Source organism: Lachnotalea glycerini, assembly GCF_003201285.1.
GTDB classification, from domain to species: Bacteria; Bacillota; Clostridia; order Lachnospirales; family Lachnospiraceae; genus Lachnotalea; species Lachnotalea glycerini.
This window is the reverse complement of record NZ_QICS01000007.1, coordinates 19,213-36,714: the sequence shown is the minus strand read 5'-3', so window position 1 is coordinate 36,714 and position 17,502 is coordinate 19,213. Positions and strand designations below refer to the sequence as shown.

Sequence of the window (17,502 nt, the reverse complement as noted above, 5' to 3'; positions counted from 1 at the left end):
GAGAAGAGTATGAAATCAATATTAATAATAGGAATGGGACGTTTTGGTCAGCATTTATGTAAAAATTTAAACAAATTAGGCAATGAAGTCATGATAATAGATTTGCTAGAAGAAAAATTATCCGATTTACTCCCTTTCGTAACGGCCGCTAAAATTGGGGATTGTACAAACGAAGAAGTGTTAAAAAGCCTGGGAATCAGCAATTTTGATATTTGTTTTGTATGCATAGGTTCGAATTTTCAAAGTAGTTTAGAGATTACAAGCCTTGTTAAAGAATTAGGTGCAAAATACGTAATTAGTAAAGCGAATCGTGATATCCATGCTAAGTTTCTTTTGAGAAACGGAGCAGATGAAGTAATTTATCCAAATCGTGATATTGCAGAAAAATTAGCAGTCCGATGCAGCGCTAATCATGTATTTGATTATGTGGAATTAACAGAGGGGTATTCCATAGTTGAGATTCCACCGTTGAGTTCATGGTTGGGAAAGAGTATTAAGCAGATTGGAATAAGACCTAATTTTCGTGTAAGTATTTTGGGAATTAAAAAGGAAGATAGTGAAGTAAAGCTATTACCGCCTGCTGACTATATTATTACTGGAAAAGAACACTTAATGATAATAGGAATGAAATCAGATATTGATAAAATACTTGCAGATACCAGATAACAAACATAGAGATAAATGTCATGAAAGGTAAAATATTGCTATTAGCAATATTTTACCTTTTTTAAGCAAAAAAATAGGTTATTAAAACAATTTTATTGTGTTATATTATAGAACAGTTTAGAGATAATAAAGCAATATAAAACATAAGAAATAAATGGAGGAACTATTATGGGTAAAATTGCACTCATCACAGGAGTAACAGGTCAGGATGGCTCTTATTTGTCAGAATTATTGTTGGACAAAGGGTATGAGGTACACGGAATTATTAGAAGACATAGTAGTATTAGTACAGAAAGAATTGAACATTTGTGTAATAACAGACAGATTAAGAATGATAAATTTAAACTTCATTATGGAGACTTATCTGATTCAAGTAATATTAATAATTTATTATGTAAAATTAAGCCGGATGAAATTTATAATTTGGGGGCACAATCTCATGTAGGCGTATCTTTTGAAGTACCAGAATATACGGCAGATGTAACCGGAATTGGAACCTTAAGACTTTTAGAGGCGATTCATATGCTTAAAGCAGATACAAAATTTTATCAGGCATCTACCTCAGAATTATTCGGAGGCTTGCCAAAAACAGCACCGCAGAATGAGAATACTATGTTTTATCCAAAGAGTCCGTATGGAGTAGCAAAGCTCTATTCCTATTGGATTACTGTCAATTATCGAGAGTCTTATGATCTGTTTGCTTCAAACGGAATTCTATTTAATCATGAATCCCCTCGCAGAGGTGAGACTTTCGTAACCAGAAAGATTACAAGAGCGGTAGCTGGAATTGCTAATGGAACCTTAGATAAGCTGTCTCTTGGAAATATGAATGCAAAAAGAGACTGGGGATATGCAGGCGATTATGTAGAAGGAATGTGGAGAATTCTACAGCAGGATAAGCCAAGTGACTATGTACTGGCAACAGGTGAAACACATACAGTTCGTGAATTTGTTGAGCTAGCCTTTGCCGAAATCAGTATAGAACTTGAATGGCAGGGACAAGGCGTTGATGAAAAGGGATATGATAAGAAAACAGGAAAGCTGTTAGTTGACGTTGACCCTGCATTCTTTCGACCAGCGGAGGTAGAAATTTTATGTGGTGACCCAAGTAGAGCACAAAAAGAGCTTGGCTGGACAAGGGGAGTAAGCTTTAGAGATCTTGTTACTATGATGGTGAAATCAGATATTGAAAAATCAGGAAAAGTAGAGTATGTTAGTAACTATGGTTTTATAGAAAAAATAGGTTAAGAAGGATAGAAAGGGTATCATCAATATGGAGAAGAATTCAAGGATATTTGTTGCAGGTCATAGGGGAATGGTAGGTTCGGCAATAGTCAGAACATTAGAAGCATATGGTTATACCAACATAGTAAAAGTAAGCAGCAGTGAATTAGACTTAAGAAGACAAGCACAGGTAGAGGAATTTTTTGAGAAAGAAAAAATTGAATATGTTTTTTTGGCTGCTGCCAAGGTTGGTGGAATCATGGCAAACAGTAACTATCCGGCTGATTTTATGTATGATAACATGATTTTGGAAATGAATGTGATTAAAAGCTCTTTGGATCATCAAGTTAAAAAATTAATGTTTTTAGGAAGCTCATGCATATATCCCAGAATGGCACCCCAGCCAATGAAAGAGGACTGTTTACTGACTAGTGAATTAGAAAAAACGAATGAAGCATATGCATTGGCTAAAATCTCAGGTCTTAAATATTGTGAATATTTAAATAAGCAGTATAAAACCGATTTTATTAGTGTAATGCCAACAAATCTATATGGAATCAATGATAATTACCATCCTGAGAATTCACATGTTTTACCTGCTTTATTGCAAAGAATTCATCTTGCAAAAAAGAATAACGAGCCTGTCGTTACCATATGGGGAAGTGGTAAGCCATTACGAGAATTTCTTTATGCGGATGATTTGGCAGATGCATGTGTGTATTTAATGAACCATTATTCAGGAAATGAAACTGTAAACATTGGAACTGGTAAGGAAATAGCAATAAATGAGCTGGCTGAAACGATCAAAAAGATAGTAGGGTATCAAGGTGAAATTGTTTATGATTTATCAAAGCCTGACGGAACTCCAAGAAAATTATTAGATGTAAGTAAATTAGAAAGTCTTGGCTGGAAATATAAGACTGAGATATCAAATGGAATCAAGCTTGTGTATGAAGATTATCTAATAAATAAAGAACATCATATAAGATGATTTTGGTATTTTGAATGGGAATGTGCTCTGCACATTCTTTTTTTAGTTCATAGGAAAGACCTTATTGTTAACGTATAATAGCTTTGATTCTATGAAATAAAATTACAATGTGCACGAATGCAAAAGGAAACTTAATTTTCGATTATCTATTTGTGAATAAATTTACCGCTTTTAAGAGAAAATGTATAATAACGAAAAAAGTTTGCCTATGCCAAGCATGGCAATATAAAAATAATCGATAAGGAGAAACACTTTATGGGTAAGAAAGTTTCGAAAACACTGGTTGCAGGAGCGACTGCTGCAGCTACGGTAGTAGCCATTTCAGCGGCAAAAAAAAATGCAAAATATCAGCAAATAAAAAACGCTGAAGTTCAAATGAAAAATTATAATCCGGGTAATAAACAAGTATATTTTATAGGTGGAGGACTTGCCAGTATGGCGGGTGCAGCTTATTTGATTCGTGACTGCAACTTCCAAGGTCAGAATATACACATATATGAAGGGATGCACATTTTGGGGGGCAGTAATGATGGAAATGGTACCTCGGAGAAAGGGTTTGTGTGTCGTGGCGGCAGAATGCTTAATGAAGAAACCTACGAAAACTTCTGGGAGCTTTTTTCTTCTATTCCCTCAATAGAGGAACCAGGGAAGAGCGTGACACAGGAAATCCTTGATTTTGATCACATGCATCCAACTTGCGCTAAAGCTAGACTTCTAGATAAGGATGGCAAAATTGTAGATGTAAAAAGTATGGGATTGCATAAAGAGGATAGAATAGCGCTTGCTAAATTAATGATGACGCCGGAAGATAAGCTTGACGATATGACAATTCAGGAATGGTTTGCACATGCACCTCAATTCTTTGAAACGAATTTCTGGATTATGTGGCAGACCACTTTTGCATTTCAAAAGTGGAGCAGTCTGTTTGAATTTAAACGATATATGGAGAGAATGATATTTGAATTCAGCCGAATTGAGACATTAGAAGGAGTTACAAGAACGCCGTACAATCAATATGAAAGTGTAATCCTTCCTTTAAAACAATATTTGGTAGACAAAGGAGTAAATTTCATTACAAATTGTACTGTAAGTGATATTGATTTTAAGGAAGACAGCAATATCACAGTAACAACTTTACATCTGGATCGATATGGGGAGGAAGAACTTGTCAATTTAAAAGAGGGAGATTTATGCTTTATGACAAACGGCTGTATGACAGATTGTGCAACCTTAGGCAATTACTCTGAACCTGCCAAAATGGACTCGTCTAATCCGATATCTGCTGAATTATGGCATAAGGCAGCCGCTAAGAAGACGGGTCTTGGTGATCCAACTCCTTTTTTTTCCAAGCCGGAAGAAACAAACTGGGAAAGCTTTACGGTTACTTGTAAAAGTGATAAGCTTCATAAACTAATCGAACAAATCTCAGGTAATGTAGCAGGCAGCGGAGCTCTCATGACCTTTAAAGATTCCAATTGGCTAATGAGTATCGTAGTTGCTGCACAGCCCCATTTTAAAAACCAAACGGCTAAGGAGAGGATATTCTGGGGATATGGTCTATATACAGGAAATAATGGAGATTATGTACAAAAGCCAATGAGAGACTGCAATGGTGAGGAAATATTAGATGAAATGCTGTATCATTTACATTTACAGGACAATACAGATGAAATAAAGATGGATATTGTTAATGTGATTCCTTGTATTATGCCATATGTAGATGCACAATTCCAACCTAGAAAAATGTCTGACAGACCTTTCGTGGTACCAAAAAATTCAACTAATTTTGCCATGATAAGCCAGTTCGTTGAAATTCCAAAAGATATGGTATTTACAGAAGAGTATTCCGTAAGGGCAGCAAGAATTGCAGTATATACGCTACTTGGAATTTCTACAGCAGGTATATGTCCAGTAACTCAATTTATGAAAGATCCGGTAGTTTTAGTAAACGCTCTGAAAACAGCATATCGATAAAATTTATGAACAGCAGATCATTTTGTAGAACTGCTGTTTATTTTATAGGAATTGATTCTATGAAATAAAACAGAATGCGCACGAATGCAAGAGGAGAATGTCACTGCCTGACAGCATTCGGCTTGGCAAAGCGGTCAAGACCTTCGTGAGTGAAGGATTAGAGAGCTGATGCGGACTTGTACGCTTTGCTCTAAAAAAATATTTTAAAATTAAATTATTGACGAATATAATATTTTTTATTATAATAGTTAGAAATCAAACTAATTACGAGAAAGGTGATGTATGAAAATAAAAAGTATTGGAAAATCGATTATTGATTTATCCTATCTGCTCAAAAGAGATATGGATCAGGCGATAGCCGGACATGGTCTAACAAGAATGCAGGCAGTAATTTTGAAATTTTTGGATAACGAATCGGGAAAGAGGGATATTTTTCAAAAAGATATCGAAAAGGAATTCAGGATAAGAAAATCCTCTGTTACGAGTGTATTACAATTATTGGAAAAGAACGGCTATATTGAACGGGAAAGTATGAAAGAGGATGCAAGATTTAAGAAAATTGTTTTAACCGAAAAAGCAAGGCAAGTGAATAAGATGATAGGTAATGGTCTGGAAAAAAGAGAAATTAGATTTCAGCAGGTGTTAACAAAAGATGAGTTAGTAAATTTTTTTCAGATTATGGATAAAATATCAGGAGTAGTTGAAGAATCTTAGAAAGAAGTTGAAAACATCCTCTTTAGGCAATTAAGTGACATAAAAGAAACAATATGGAGAAAAATATGATAAAAAAATTATATGGTTATATTGGTGAATACAAAAAAGAAACCTTATTAACACCAATATTTGTAATGTTAGAAGTAATATTTGAAATATTTATACCTACATTAATGGCATTGATTATTGATAAGGGTCTGGCATCAGGCGATGTGTATTATGTAATAAAAATAGGCCTAGTCATGATTGTCATTTCCTTATTATCCTTAATTAGTGGTGCATTGGGAGGAAAATATGGAGCAACTGCTTCGGCAGGTTTCGCAAGAAATCTTCGCAAGGCGATTTATAATAACATCCAGGAATTTTCTTTTGGTAATATAGATAAATATTCCACCGCAGGTCTGATTACAAGATTGACTACGGATGTGACAAATGTGCAAAATGCATTCCAGATGATAATCAGGATGTGTGTAAGGGCCCCCTTTATGCTGATGAGTGCAATGCTAATGTCATTTATATTGAATGCAAGGCTGGCACTTGTATTCTTGGGAGCTACCATTTTTCTTGGAACAGCACTTTATTTTATAATGACGAGAGTACATCCTTACTTTGTTTTGGTATTTAAAAAGTATGACAGTTTAAATGCAAGCGTACAAGAAAATTTAACAGGAATTCGAGTGGTTAAAGCTTATGTGAAAGAGGATTATGAAGTAGAAAAGTTTAAAAAAGCATCGAAAACTTTATATGAGTGTTTTATTAAGGCGGAAAAAATAATCATTCTAAATGCCCCATTGATGCAATTTACCATGTATACATGCATTATGTTGTTATCTTGGCTTGGAGCAAAGATGATTGTTTCAAATACGATGGCTACAGGTCAATTAATGAGTTTTTATACCTATGCAACAAATATTTTAATGAGTCTAATGATGATATCCATGGTATTCGTAATGGTAATTTTGGCAAAATCCTCAGCGGAACGTATTATTGAGGTATTAGAGGAAAGAAGTGATTTATTGGTTGCAGCAAATCCAATCACTGAGGTGATGGATGGTTCAGTTACTTTTGAACATGTCTCGTTTAGTTATGGAAACGATATCAATAAGTTGGTGTTGGAGGATGTGCATATATCCATAAAAGCAGGAGAGACGGTTGGAATTATTGGTGGAACAGGCAGTGCCAAATCCTCATTGGTACAGTTGATTCCTCGTTTATATGATGCGACAAAAGGATGTGTTAAAGTTGGAGGCGTTGACGTAAAAAATTATGATATTGAAACCTTACGAGATGATGTATCCGTAGTATTGCAAAAGAATGTACTTTTTTCAGGTACTATTATAGATAATTTACGCTGGGGAAATAAGGATGCCACAGAAGAAGATATTATTCGAGTTTGTAAGCAGGCACAGGTCAGTGAATTTATTGAAGGACTTGAGGATAAATACAACACTTACATAGAACAGGGTGGAAGTAATGTATCAGGAGGACAAAAGCAAAGATTGTGTATTGCAAGGGCATTGCTTAAAAAGCCTAAAATCCTTATTTTGGATGATTCGACAAGTGCAGTGGATACAAAAACAGATTCCCTCATTCGCAAGGCATTTATGGAAGAAATACCGGATACAACCAAGATTATTATTGCACAAAGAATATCTTCTATAGAGGATGCAGATAAAATATTGGTATTAAATGATGGAAGAGTAGATGGGTTTGGAACACATGAAGAGTTATTAAAATCGAATCAAATCTATAAGGAAGTATATGAATCTCAAATGAAAGGAGCACAAGTATAATGGCAGGAATGAATCGAAATTTAAGACCCGTAAAGAAAAGTAAAAATGCCGGTAAGACCTTGAAGAGACTTATTGTATATATTTTAAAGCAATACAAATTACAATTTATGCTGGTTGCTGCTTGCATTATAATAAGCTCACTTGCAGGTGTTGTTGGAACCTTGTTTTTGAAAAATCTGATTGATGACTATATTCTACCATTGCTTGGACAAAGTGATCCTAATTTTATTCCACTTCTAAGAGCTATTATGATGATGGCAGTCATTTATTATATTGGTGTTATCTGCACTTATTTGTATAGCCGTATTATGATCCAGATATCGCAAGGTACGTTAAAAAAAATAAGAGATGATTTGTTTTCTCATATGGAGTCCTTGGCAATACCTTTTTTCGATCAAAATGCTCATGGAGACTTGATGAGCTTATACACAAATGATACAGATACGCTAAGACAGATGATTAGTCAAAGCTTGCCGCAACTGCTAAACTCTATCGTAACGGTCATCAGTGTCTTTATATCAATGGTAGTACTTAGTGTACCACTTGCTGCATTGTCCATTTTTGTAGTAATAATTATGTTAAAAATAACAAAAACGATTGGTCAAAAGAGTGCAACCTATTTTGTGGCACAGCAAAAGGATTTGGGAGCTATCAATGGCTACATTGAGGAAATGATGGAAGGTCAAAAGGTAGTAAAGGTATTTAACCACGAACAGGAAGCGAAAAAAAGATTTGATGAATTAAATGGAGAACTGTTTAACAGCGCCAATCAAGCTAATATTTTTGCTAACATATTAATGCCAATTATGGGTAATTTAGGATATGTCAGCTACGTTCTGACTGCAGTAGTAGGTGCACTGCTGGCAATGAGTGGAACGTTTGGCTTTACAATCGGTGCGTTGGCATCCTTTCTGCAATTGACAAGGAGCTTCAATATGCCAATAACACAGATGTCTCAGCAATTGAATGCAGTTATTATGGCTTTGGCAGGTGCAGAGAGAATCTTTCATATTATGGATGAAGAGCCGGAAGAGGATGATGGTTACGTAAAGCTAGTCAATGCAAAGATCGATGAATATGGTAATATTACAGAAACGGTAGAACGAACCGGCATGTGGGCATGGAAGCATCCACATGAGGATGGTAGTATTACTTATACAAGAGTTCTCGGAGATGTGGTATTTGAGAATGTAGATTTTGGGTATACCGAGGGAAAAATTGTACTCCATGATGTTGCTTTATACGCTAAACCAGGACAAAAGATAGCATTTGTTGGATCGACAGGAGCAGGTAAGACTACCATTACGAATTTAATTAATCGATTTTATCCAATTATGGATGGTAAGATTCGATACGATGGAATTAATATTAATAAGATTCATAAATCCGATTTACGACAATCCTTGGGAATTGTATTGCAGGATACCCATCTGTTTACTGGAACAGTTGCAGAAAATATTCGTTATGGTAAACTAGATGCTACAGACGAAGAGGTGATAAAAGCTGCAAAGCTTGCAAATGCGGATGGCTTTATCCAGCATTTACCTGAAGGATACAACTCGATTCTAACAGGAGATGGAGGAAGCTTGTCACAGGGACAAAGACAACTATTAGCCATTGCAAGAGCTGCCATTGCAAATCCGCCTGTTCTTATATTAGATGAAGCAACATCTAGTATTGATACAAGAACAGAAGCAATTGTACAGCAGGGCATGGATCGCCTTATGGAGGGCAGGACAGTATTTGTAATTGCACATAGGCTTTCAACGGTTAAAAATTCTGATGTCATTATGGTTTTGGAGCAGGGTAGAATTATTGAAAAAGGAAGTCATAATGATTTAATAATGCAGAAAGGCAAATATTATCAGCTTTATACAGGAGCTTTTGAGTTAGCATAAATTTAACGCAAAAAATGTATAATTTTATCGAAAAATGTATTATAATAGTGATAGTGAATATTAAACAGTTTTTATGACAAAAAATATATTATTAGATTCAATCATTTATGTAGTATCAGAAAGGAAAAACTATGATAAACGACGAATATATAACGCTAGCACTAAACAAATGTAAAAGCATAGCATTAATTGCACATGATAATATGAAAAACGATTTGATAGAATGGTGTAAAGAACACTATGATATATTGAAAAAACATATGTTGTGTGGGACAGGAACAACAGCCAGAATGATTACAGAAAAAGCCGGCTTGCCGGTAAAAGGCTATAATAGCGGTCCACTGGGAGGTGACCAGCAAATAGGAGCAAAGATTGTTGAAGGCAAAATAGATTTAGTAATATTCTTTTCAGATCCTTTGACAGCTCAACCTCATGATCCAGATGTAAAAGCCTTGCTTCGAATTGCTCAGGTATATGATATTCCGATTGCAAACAATAAAGCTACGGCTGATTTTATGATTACATCTCCATATGTAAATGAGATATATGAGCATCAGGTAATTAATTTCAATAAAAATATTAAGGATAGAGCAAGCACACTGTAATTCATGAAAAAAGTCATTTACTATTTTATAAAAGAATAGTAAATGACTTTTTTTATTGGGGATGAGTGAATTAATATATCATTTATATTGAAATGAGAATATCTTGTTGCAATCAAGTAAAGCAGAATATTGATCGTTATTATTGATAAAATATAGTCGAATTTGATACTTTGTAGAAATATAGTTAGAATTTTATTTGTAATTTAAAGGGATTATCGAAAACTATTAATCAATTTGACTATTTAATTAGTGAAAATATAGATTGAAATGCAGGAAAGCATTAAAATATCAATGGTTAAAAGTGATAAGCAGTATCAAAATTGATTATTGTACGTGCATTTAAAACAATGGTATATTTTGGTTGTAGTACAATAATCAAAATGGAGAGGAGAGCAATGAAATGAAAAAGATTTGGGGTAAAATAAATCGTTTGTTGGCGATAATGATAGTAATATCATTAGTGGGGGCTAATCTATTTACTTCGGTAATAACATCTTATGCGAAAGAAATAGCGGCAGCAGACGATATTAAGGATGAAGAAGCATCACAGGAAATGGAAACAGAAACAAAAGAAGAAACAAAAGAAGAGACAAAAGTAGAGACAAAAGAAGAGACAAAAGTAGAGACAAAACAAGAAACAAAACAAGAAACAAAAGAAGAAACAAAAGAAGAGACAAAAGAAGAGATAGCAGAAGAGACAAAAGTAGAAACAACAGAGGGGAAAGTATTTTACTTTGGAGAAGGGAAAGACATTTCAAAAGATACTCTTTTTAGTGAGGAGATAGGTTATGGCTATAGTGATGTAACTTATCAGGAGGAAGCACCCGGTTGGGTTTCTAACGTTTATTATCCAAGAGAGGCTAAGATAGTTCAGGGTGTTGCTTCCTATGTTGAAGACAAAACGGACTGCGCCGCAATTTCAAGTAAGGTGTGGACAGAGACAGAAAGTACAGGGTATGGCGTGTTTACCTATGAGGATACTTCAACCTTGGACTTTGCTCTTGAACCGGCTAATTATAATGTGACAATAACTCTGGTTAATCCAACAGACAATGAAATTACAGCGTATTTGGAATCAGAGGACATTACGAAAATAAAAGACATTGCAATAGGAGCAGAGGAAGAAAAAGAGGTTGAATTTACTGCCTGTTTAGTGGATGGTGTATTGAACCTGAAATTTTTAGCCTCAAGTGCTGCTACGTCACAAGCAGATGCAAAGATACAAACGATATATGTAAAAAGTATAAGCTTTAATAAAATTGAAAATAAAGAAGGAAGTAAACCAACGATTTTCATAGCATCAGACTCAACCGTTCAGACCTATGATTCCTATTACTATCCACAGACGGGGTGGGGACAGGTATTATATAATTTTTTTGGCGAGTTTGTAGAGGAGAGAGAATGTGAAAATGCAAATTACAGTCAGAGTCAGACCTATGAAACATCAAATGTTATTATTGAAAATCGGGCAATCGGGGGTAGAAGTTCAAAATCATTTATAGAAGAAGGTAAACTTGATGATTTGTTAGAGGATGTAAAGCCTGGAGATTATTTGCTGGTTCAGTGGGGGCATAATGATGCAACCTATTCAAGACCAAACCGATATGTTTCCGCAGAGAATTTTGAAAAATGGCTGCAATACTATATAGATGGAGCAAAACAAAGAGGTGCAACCTGTATCTTAGTTACGCCGGTTGCAAGATATAGCTATAAGACAACAGAAAGCAAAGAGCTTGATACCTTTGTCAGCAACTTTGAAGCCTATCGTAATGTAATGAAAAAAATTGCAAACGAACAAAACGTTCCTATTGTTGATTTGACAGCTTTGTCAATTGATGTCTGCAATTCCTTTGGCATAGAGGGGGCAAAATCGCTCTTTCTTCAGTTGGCAGCAGGAGAATATGAAGGCTATTATGCAGGCGGAGTATCGGATTCTACACACTTACAGTACTATGGAGCTTATAAATTTGCACAATGTGTTGCAAACGGAATTCAAAATAACGAGCAATTAAAAGGGCTTGCCGCGTATATAACACTTACCTTAGCACAAAATAAGCCATCTATACCAGACAATTTATCAATTGCAGAAGTAGGAGCATCCAGCATAGCACTAAGCTGGAATGCTTCAAAGGATGCAGAGCTATATTATATCTATCGTCAGGAACTAGAGGGTGACCAAAAGGCAGACGACGTCGATTTTTCCAACGCAGATAAGTATTCAGTCAGCTCCAAGACCGCATATACAGATTCTTCATGTGATGGCGGTAAGACCTATGTATATGCGGTGGCTGGCTTTAATGAATTGGGAGTGGGAGAATTATCCAATCGAATTACTGTTTCGACCAAATCATCTGCCTACAAATTTGACTTTGGGATTGCGTCTGCTAAGAATGCAATGTCAGGCTGGACGGAAGTTACAGAAAATCAGATGTATTCTAAGGAGGCAGGCTACGGCTTTGTGAAAGCACCTGGGAATGGAAGAAACCGTTTTGGTAACGGCAACACTGACTCTTCGGCTATGGCAGACGATTTTTGTCTTGGAGAGGCAGAATTTACACTTGACCTTGCAAATGGAGATTATGAGGTGACAATTTATGCCTGCGATTTACTTGCGGGAACAAGTACAATTAAGGCTAGCTATACCGCAGAAGGTATTTCGGTTGGGACACTTTCTACTAAGCAGGCTTTAGCAAGTATAACAGGAAAAGTCCGTGTTACAGACGGACAGCTTAACATAGGAATTGGAGGGACGAATGCCTATATCAATGGGTTGGAAGTGACCAAAATCTTAGGGACGCCAACTATGTTAAGTTATTCAGAAATGAATTTTACTCAAAAGCAGGCTACGTTCTTAATTAATTTTACAGGAATAGACGAAGCTTCCTATTATAATGTATATCAAAAGGCTTCTACTGATCAGAGTTTCTCTGTCGCAAAGACGATTCAGGCAGCACAGATAGATGATTTAGATGCGCGGGCAATGGCCGCTCCACTTGGGGAAACCTATCAATACTATGTTACTGCGGTAACTTCTCTTGGTGCTGAAAGCGCAGCTAGCAACACAGTTGAAATTGTTATGCTAAGTGAGGAAGTAACACTTCCTGTTGCACCATCCAATGTAAGATGTGACAGTGCTAAGAACGGTAAAATTATGATTTCATGGGACAGTCAGACGGATGCCGATTCCTATATTATTTATCGTTCTTCAAAGACAGAGACAGAGAAAGGCTTTCAAGGCTTTACTAAGGTAGGAACGAGCACAAGTACAAGCTTTACCGATGAGAATAGCGATATAACAACCAATATTCATTATTATTACAAGGTGCAGGCTAAAAATAGCGGTGGTGTAGGCGAATTTTCTAAAGTATGCGAAACACCGATTACAGGTGAATTGGTAGCAGCAGCGCCGGAAAAATTAACCGATCGAGGTGTTGTAGCTGTAAACTTGTCAGGTGATAAAGGCGCGTCTACCAACCTATCAGCAACAGATTCTAAGGGAAAAGAATATACCAGCGGAGTCTATTTAAGCTGGAGAGCTTTTGAAAAAGATTTAATAGACAATAACAATTTGTCAACGACTTTTACTGTGTATCGAAATGACACAGCAATTGCTTCTAATATTTCAGTAACAAATCTGGTGGATGAAAGCGGCAGTACAGGAGATACTTATAAGGTGGTTGGAAGCAATGATGCATCCTTGGGGTTGAGCACCAAAGAAGTTGCAGTATGGAATAATCAATATCTTGAGCTTCAGCTCTATAAGCCAAAGGCTCAAACTATGCCAGACAACAGTACATGTACCTATGAGGCAAACGATATGTCAGTTGGTGATATAGACGGTGACGGAGAGTACGAGCTGTTTGTGAAATGGTATCCAAGCAATGCCAAGGATAATTCCTATTCAGGCTATACGGGCACCACCTTTATTGATGCATATGACATAGATATATCAACAGGAAAAGCCAAACTATTATATCGTGTAAATCTAGGAATCAATATTCGCTCAGGAGCTCATTACTCTCCGTTTCAGGTGTGGGACTTTGATGGAGACGGTAAGGCAGAATTAGCGATTAAAACCGCCGACTCAACTACAATTTATCAGAGCAGTGACGGAAGCGATGAGGGGCTGAAAGAAACAGGTTATGTAGGGGCATGCAATGCAGATGCCTTGCCTGTTGACAGCATTAGTGAAAAAAATGATTACAGAAATACATCTGGATATATACTTGAGGGACCGGAATATTTTACAATGTTTGATGATAACGGTACGATACTATCAACGGCTGCTTATCTTCCAGAGAGAGGAAGCGTTTCAGCATGGGGAGACACTTACGGCAATCGTGTTGACCGTTTTTTATCAGCTGTAGCATATTTAGACGGCCAGACACCATGTGCCGTATTTTGCCGTGGTTATTATACAAGAGCAGCCTTAACGGCATATTGTCTAATTGATACCAATCAAGACCAAATAGGAGATACACTTGATGTCTATTGGAAATTCGATACCAATGAATTGCTAGAAGAGTATGATAAAGACATAATAGAAGCACAGGGAAACCATGGGTTAAGCGTAAATGATGTTGATAATGATGGAAAAGATGAGATTATTTATGGTTCCTTAGTTGTTGATCATAATGGTTCCTTAAAATATTCAACAGGTTTAGGACACGGAGATGCAATGCATGTTTCAGATTGGGTAGAATGGAATGATGGGCTAGAGGTAATGCAGGTTCATGAACATGACAATGCAGCCTATCATGTAGAAATTCATGATGCAGAAACAGGCAAAGTATTAATGGGTTATTATACCGGAAAGGATACTGGTCGAGGGGTTGCCGCAGATATTGACCCGACATATCCATTTGCAGAATTTTGGTCCATCGCAAGACCAAGCGATGTTGCAGAGGAGGAGCCAGCGTGGGATTCCAAGGACGGAGGGGTTTATTCCTCCACTTCAACACTTGAAAATCTTATAACCATATCACAAAATTCACCGGCTTCAAATTTTTCAATTTTCTGGGATGGTGACTTACTAAGTGAAATATTTGATCATACCTTTGATAAAACAGCATATGTACCATTAACTACTACAATTGCAAAATGGAACTATGAAACAAGTAAAGAAGAAGTGACTTTTGAATCAGGTGAGGTTTTTACCTCTAATGGAACAAAGGGAAATGCAGGATTAATTGCAGATTTTCTTGGTGACTGGAGAGAGGAAATGATTCTTCGGTGTGCAGCTGATAACAGTAAAATCCGAATCTATACGACAACCATACAAACAGATTATGTGGTACCTTGTCTGATGGAAAATTTGGCATACCGAGAGGGTATAGCTTGGCAAAATGTCGGCTATAATCAGCCTGCCAATTTAAGCTATTTATTATCAGAAGGACTGATTACGGCACAAGTCACGGTAGAAGCAACGGATCAAAACAAAGTGACACTCAATTTTACACCGGCAAATGATGGCACCTATGGTAATGAGATACAAGGCTATGAAATATACAGGGCAGATGCAGGCAGCGATGATTTTTCCTTAATTACCACAATTAAAAATGACAGCTTATCAGTCAAAGATAAGACCACGGGTACAGAAATCATTTATGCTTATACAGATACAACAGTCAAATGTGGAAGTAGTTATCTATATAAAATTGCCGCCATTGTAAATGATAAGACCTCTTTTATGTCAAGAGCAGTCAGTGCCGATACACTGGTGGATATCAAGGAAATAAAAAAAATTGTACTGGATAGTCTTGTAGAGGATACACTTCTTACGGACGGACAAACAGTTGCTGATTTACTACCAAAAACAATCAGTGTAATTGATTCAAATGATAAGGAAGTTTTAACAGAGGTTACCTGGGAGGTAAACGAGGTTGACTTGTCAACGCCGGGAACCTATAAAGTATATGCCATAATCTCTGGGTATTCAAAAAAAGTAGAAACAACGGTAACCATTATAGAAAATACGGTAACAGGCTATACATCAATTGAAGATATAAAAGCAGTCGTTGGCAGCAATATAACGTTACCAGAAACTGTAGAAGTTACTTATTTGAATGGCTCAACAAAACAGATTCAAGTGGATTCATGGGAAGGAGATTTTAACAATAATGTGCTTGGTACTTATGCCTTAACTGCAAAGCTTAAGGAGATTGTTAATATTGAAGTAATTCTTAATGTTATAATAGTGAGTGATTATATTACAGCTTTAACAGAGCAATTAAATCCGATTGAGATAATTGTAAATCAAAAGCTTACAAGCAATGTCCTGCCTGCTTCAATTAAAGTAGAATATGCAAGTGGTAATAGTGGTATGTCAGAAATTATCTGGGATACAAATAATCAGGATACCTCAAAGGAAGGTGTTATAGCAATAACAGGAACAGTAAACGATTATGATTCTAAAGTTACATTATTGATTCGCATTGTACCATACAAAGCCTTGTATAAATTTGATTTTGGAATTAATAACGATCAGGTTGCAGACGGTTGGACGGGAATTACCGTAAATGGCAAAAATGAAACACAGACGGCAGCAAGCTTAGGAATTCAATATTCCAGTGAAAAGGGGTATGGTTTTGACATCACGGATGAAACAATTGTCAATGGAAGATCAGAGCCATTCACCTATTCGAATCCAATTCATCCAACACCTTATATGGTGTACAGAGATTTTGCACTTCCAGCGGGTCTTACTTTTCAAGTGGATGTTTCAAACGGAAAATATATCGTGGAATTAATGAGCAATTCAAGCTATAAAAGTGATATCAAGGGAACGATAGAAGAAACTGTTAACTTTTCTGTAGCAAATACTGCATCTGCTTATACGATAGGCAGCTATGAGGTGGAGGTAAAGGATGGACAATTAAATATTGCATTTGCTTCAGATCGAGTTTCAAGACTCGGAGCAATCATAATAAGAGAAGAACAATCAACAAAACAGGATGATCCTACAACAAAAGGCTATACAATAACATATGAATTAGATGGTGGAATTAATCATCAGGACAATCCTACAGAAGTTGATAATAATAAAAACATAAAGCTGAAAGCTCCCACAAAAGCAGGTTGTTTATTTCAGGGATGGTATACCGATAAAAGCTTTTCTAGCAAAATTACAAAGATTTCAAAAAAGACAAATGAAGACCTTATTATTTATGCCAAATGGGAGAAGATAGAGGTAGATAAGACTACAATTAAGGCTCTTACTAACTCAAGTAAACAAAGCATGAAGATAAAGCTTTTGAAAGTAAGCAAGGCAAAGGGATATGAAATTATTTATTCAACGGACAGTAGCTTTGAACAAAGCGTAAATATTATAAACAGTACCAGTAAAACAAAAACAATAAAAGGACTGATTCAGGGATGTACATATTATGTAAAGGCGAGAGCATACAAATTAGATGGAGCTCAAAATAAAGTTTATGGATCATATAGCTCTGTAAACAAAGTAACAATCAAGAAATAAAATAGGCACCATTTGACTCATAGGATTGTTTTTTCTATGAGTCAAAGTTTCTGATTGGTAAAATTGATTAAAAACACTAAAAATAGTGAATATTCACAAAAAATGTTATAGAGGTTTGAAGAAAATGACGAAAAAATCAATCGACTTTGACAATGTGTAA

Annotated in this window: 9 protein-coding genes; all 9 read left to right on the top strand. The window is 36.0% G+C overall.

What is annotated here, in order from left to right:
* Positions 1-9 precede the first annotated feature (9 nt).
* Positions 10-666 carry a potassium channel family protein gene (locus C8E03_RS13375; RefSeq protein WP_094379117.1) on the top strand — a complete coding sequence of 219 codons (657 nt, stop codon included), beginning with the start codon at positions 10-12 and terminating at the stop codon, positions 664-666.
* Between the two features lie 168 nt (positions 667-834).
* The gene (gene gmd / locus C8E03_RS13370; protein ID WP_110291260.1) at positions 835-1,914 is read left to right on the top strand and encodes a GDP-mannose 4,6-dehydratase; all 1,080 of its coding nucleotides are present in this window, start codon (positions 835-837) and stop codon (positions 1,912-1,914) included.
* 25 nt (positions 1,915-1,939) lie between these two features.
* The gene (locus C8E03_RS13365) at positions 1,940-2,881 is read left to right on the top strand and encodes a GDP-L-fucose synthase family protein (RefSeq protein WP_094379121.1); all 942 of its coding nucleotides are present in this window, start codon (positions 1,940-1,942) and stop codon (positions 2,879-2,881) included.
* Between the two features lie 255 nt (positions 2,882-3,136).
* The gene (locus tag C8E03_RS13360) at positions 3,137-4,855 is read left to right on the top strand and encodes an oleate hydratase (RefSeq protein ID WP_094379123.1); all 1,719 of its coding nucleotides are present in this window, start codon (positions 3,137-3,139) and stop codon (positions 4,853-4,855) included.
* A 282-nt stretch (positions 4,856-5,137) separates the two neighbouring features.
* Positions 5,138-5,569, top strand: a complete 432-nt coding sequence (locus C8E03_RS13355) for a MarR family winged helix-turn-helix transcriptional regulator (RefSeq protein WP_094379125.1) — start codon at positions 5,138-5,140, stop codon at positions 5,567-5,569.
* A 65-nt stretch (positions 5,570-5,634) separates the two neighbouring features.
* Positions 5,635-7,362: an ABC transporter ATP-binding protein gene (locus C8E03_RS13350; RefSeq protein ID WP_110291259.1), complete on the top strand. Its 1,728-nt coding sequence runs from the start codon at positions 5,635-5,637 to the stop codon at positions 7,360-7,362.
* Positions 7,362-9,260 (top strand): ABC transporter ATP-binding protein, encoded by a 1,899-nt coding sequence (locus C8E03_RS13345; RefSeq protein ID WP_330410817.1) that lies wholly within the window; start codon positions 7,362-7,364, stop codon positions 9,258-9,260. The genes C8E03_RS13350 and C8E03_RS13345 overlap by 1 nt, the downstream gene beginning before the upstream one ends.
* Before the next feature lie 131 nt (positions 9,261-9,391).
* Positions 9,392-9,865 (top strand): methylglyoxal synthase, encoded by a 474-nt coding sequence (locus C8E03_RS13340; protein WP_094379129.1) that lies wholly within the window; start codon positions 9,392-9,394, stop codon positions 9,863-9,865.
* Between the two features lie 400 nt (positions 9,866-10,265).
* Positions 10,266-17,342: a rhamnogalacturonan lyase family protein gene (locus tag C8E03_RS13335; protein WP_110291258.1), complete on the top strand. Its 7,077-nt coding sequence runs from the start codon at positions 10,266-10,268 to the stop codon at positions 17,340-17,342.
* Positions 17,343-17,502: the final 160 nt, after the last annotated feature.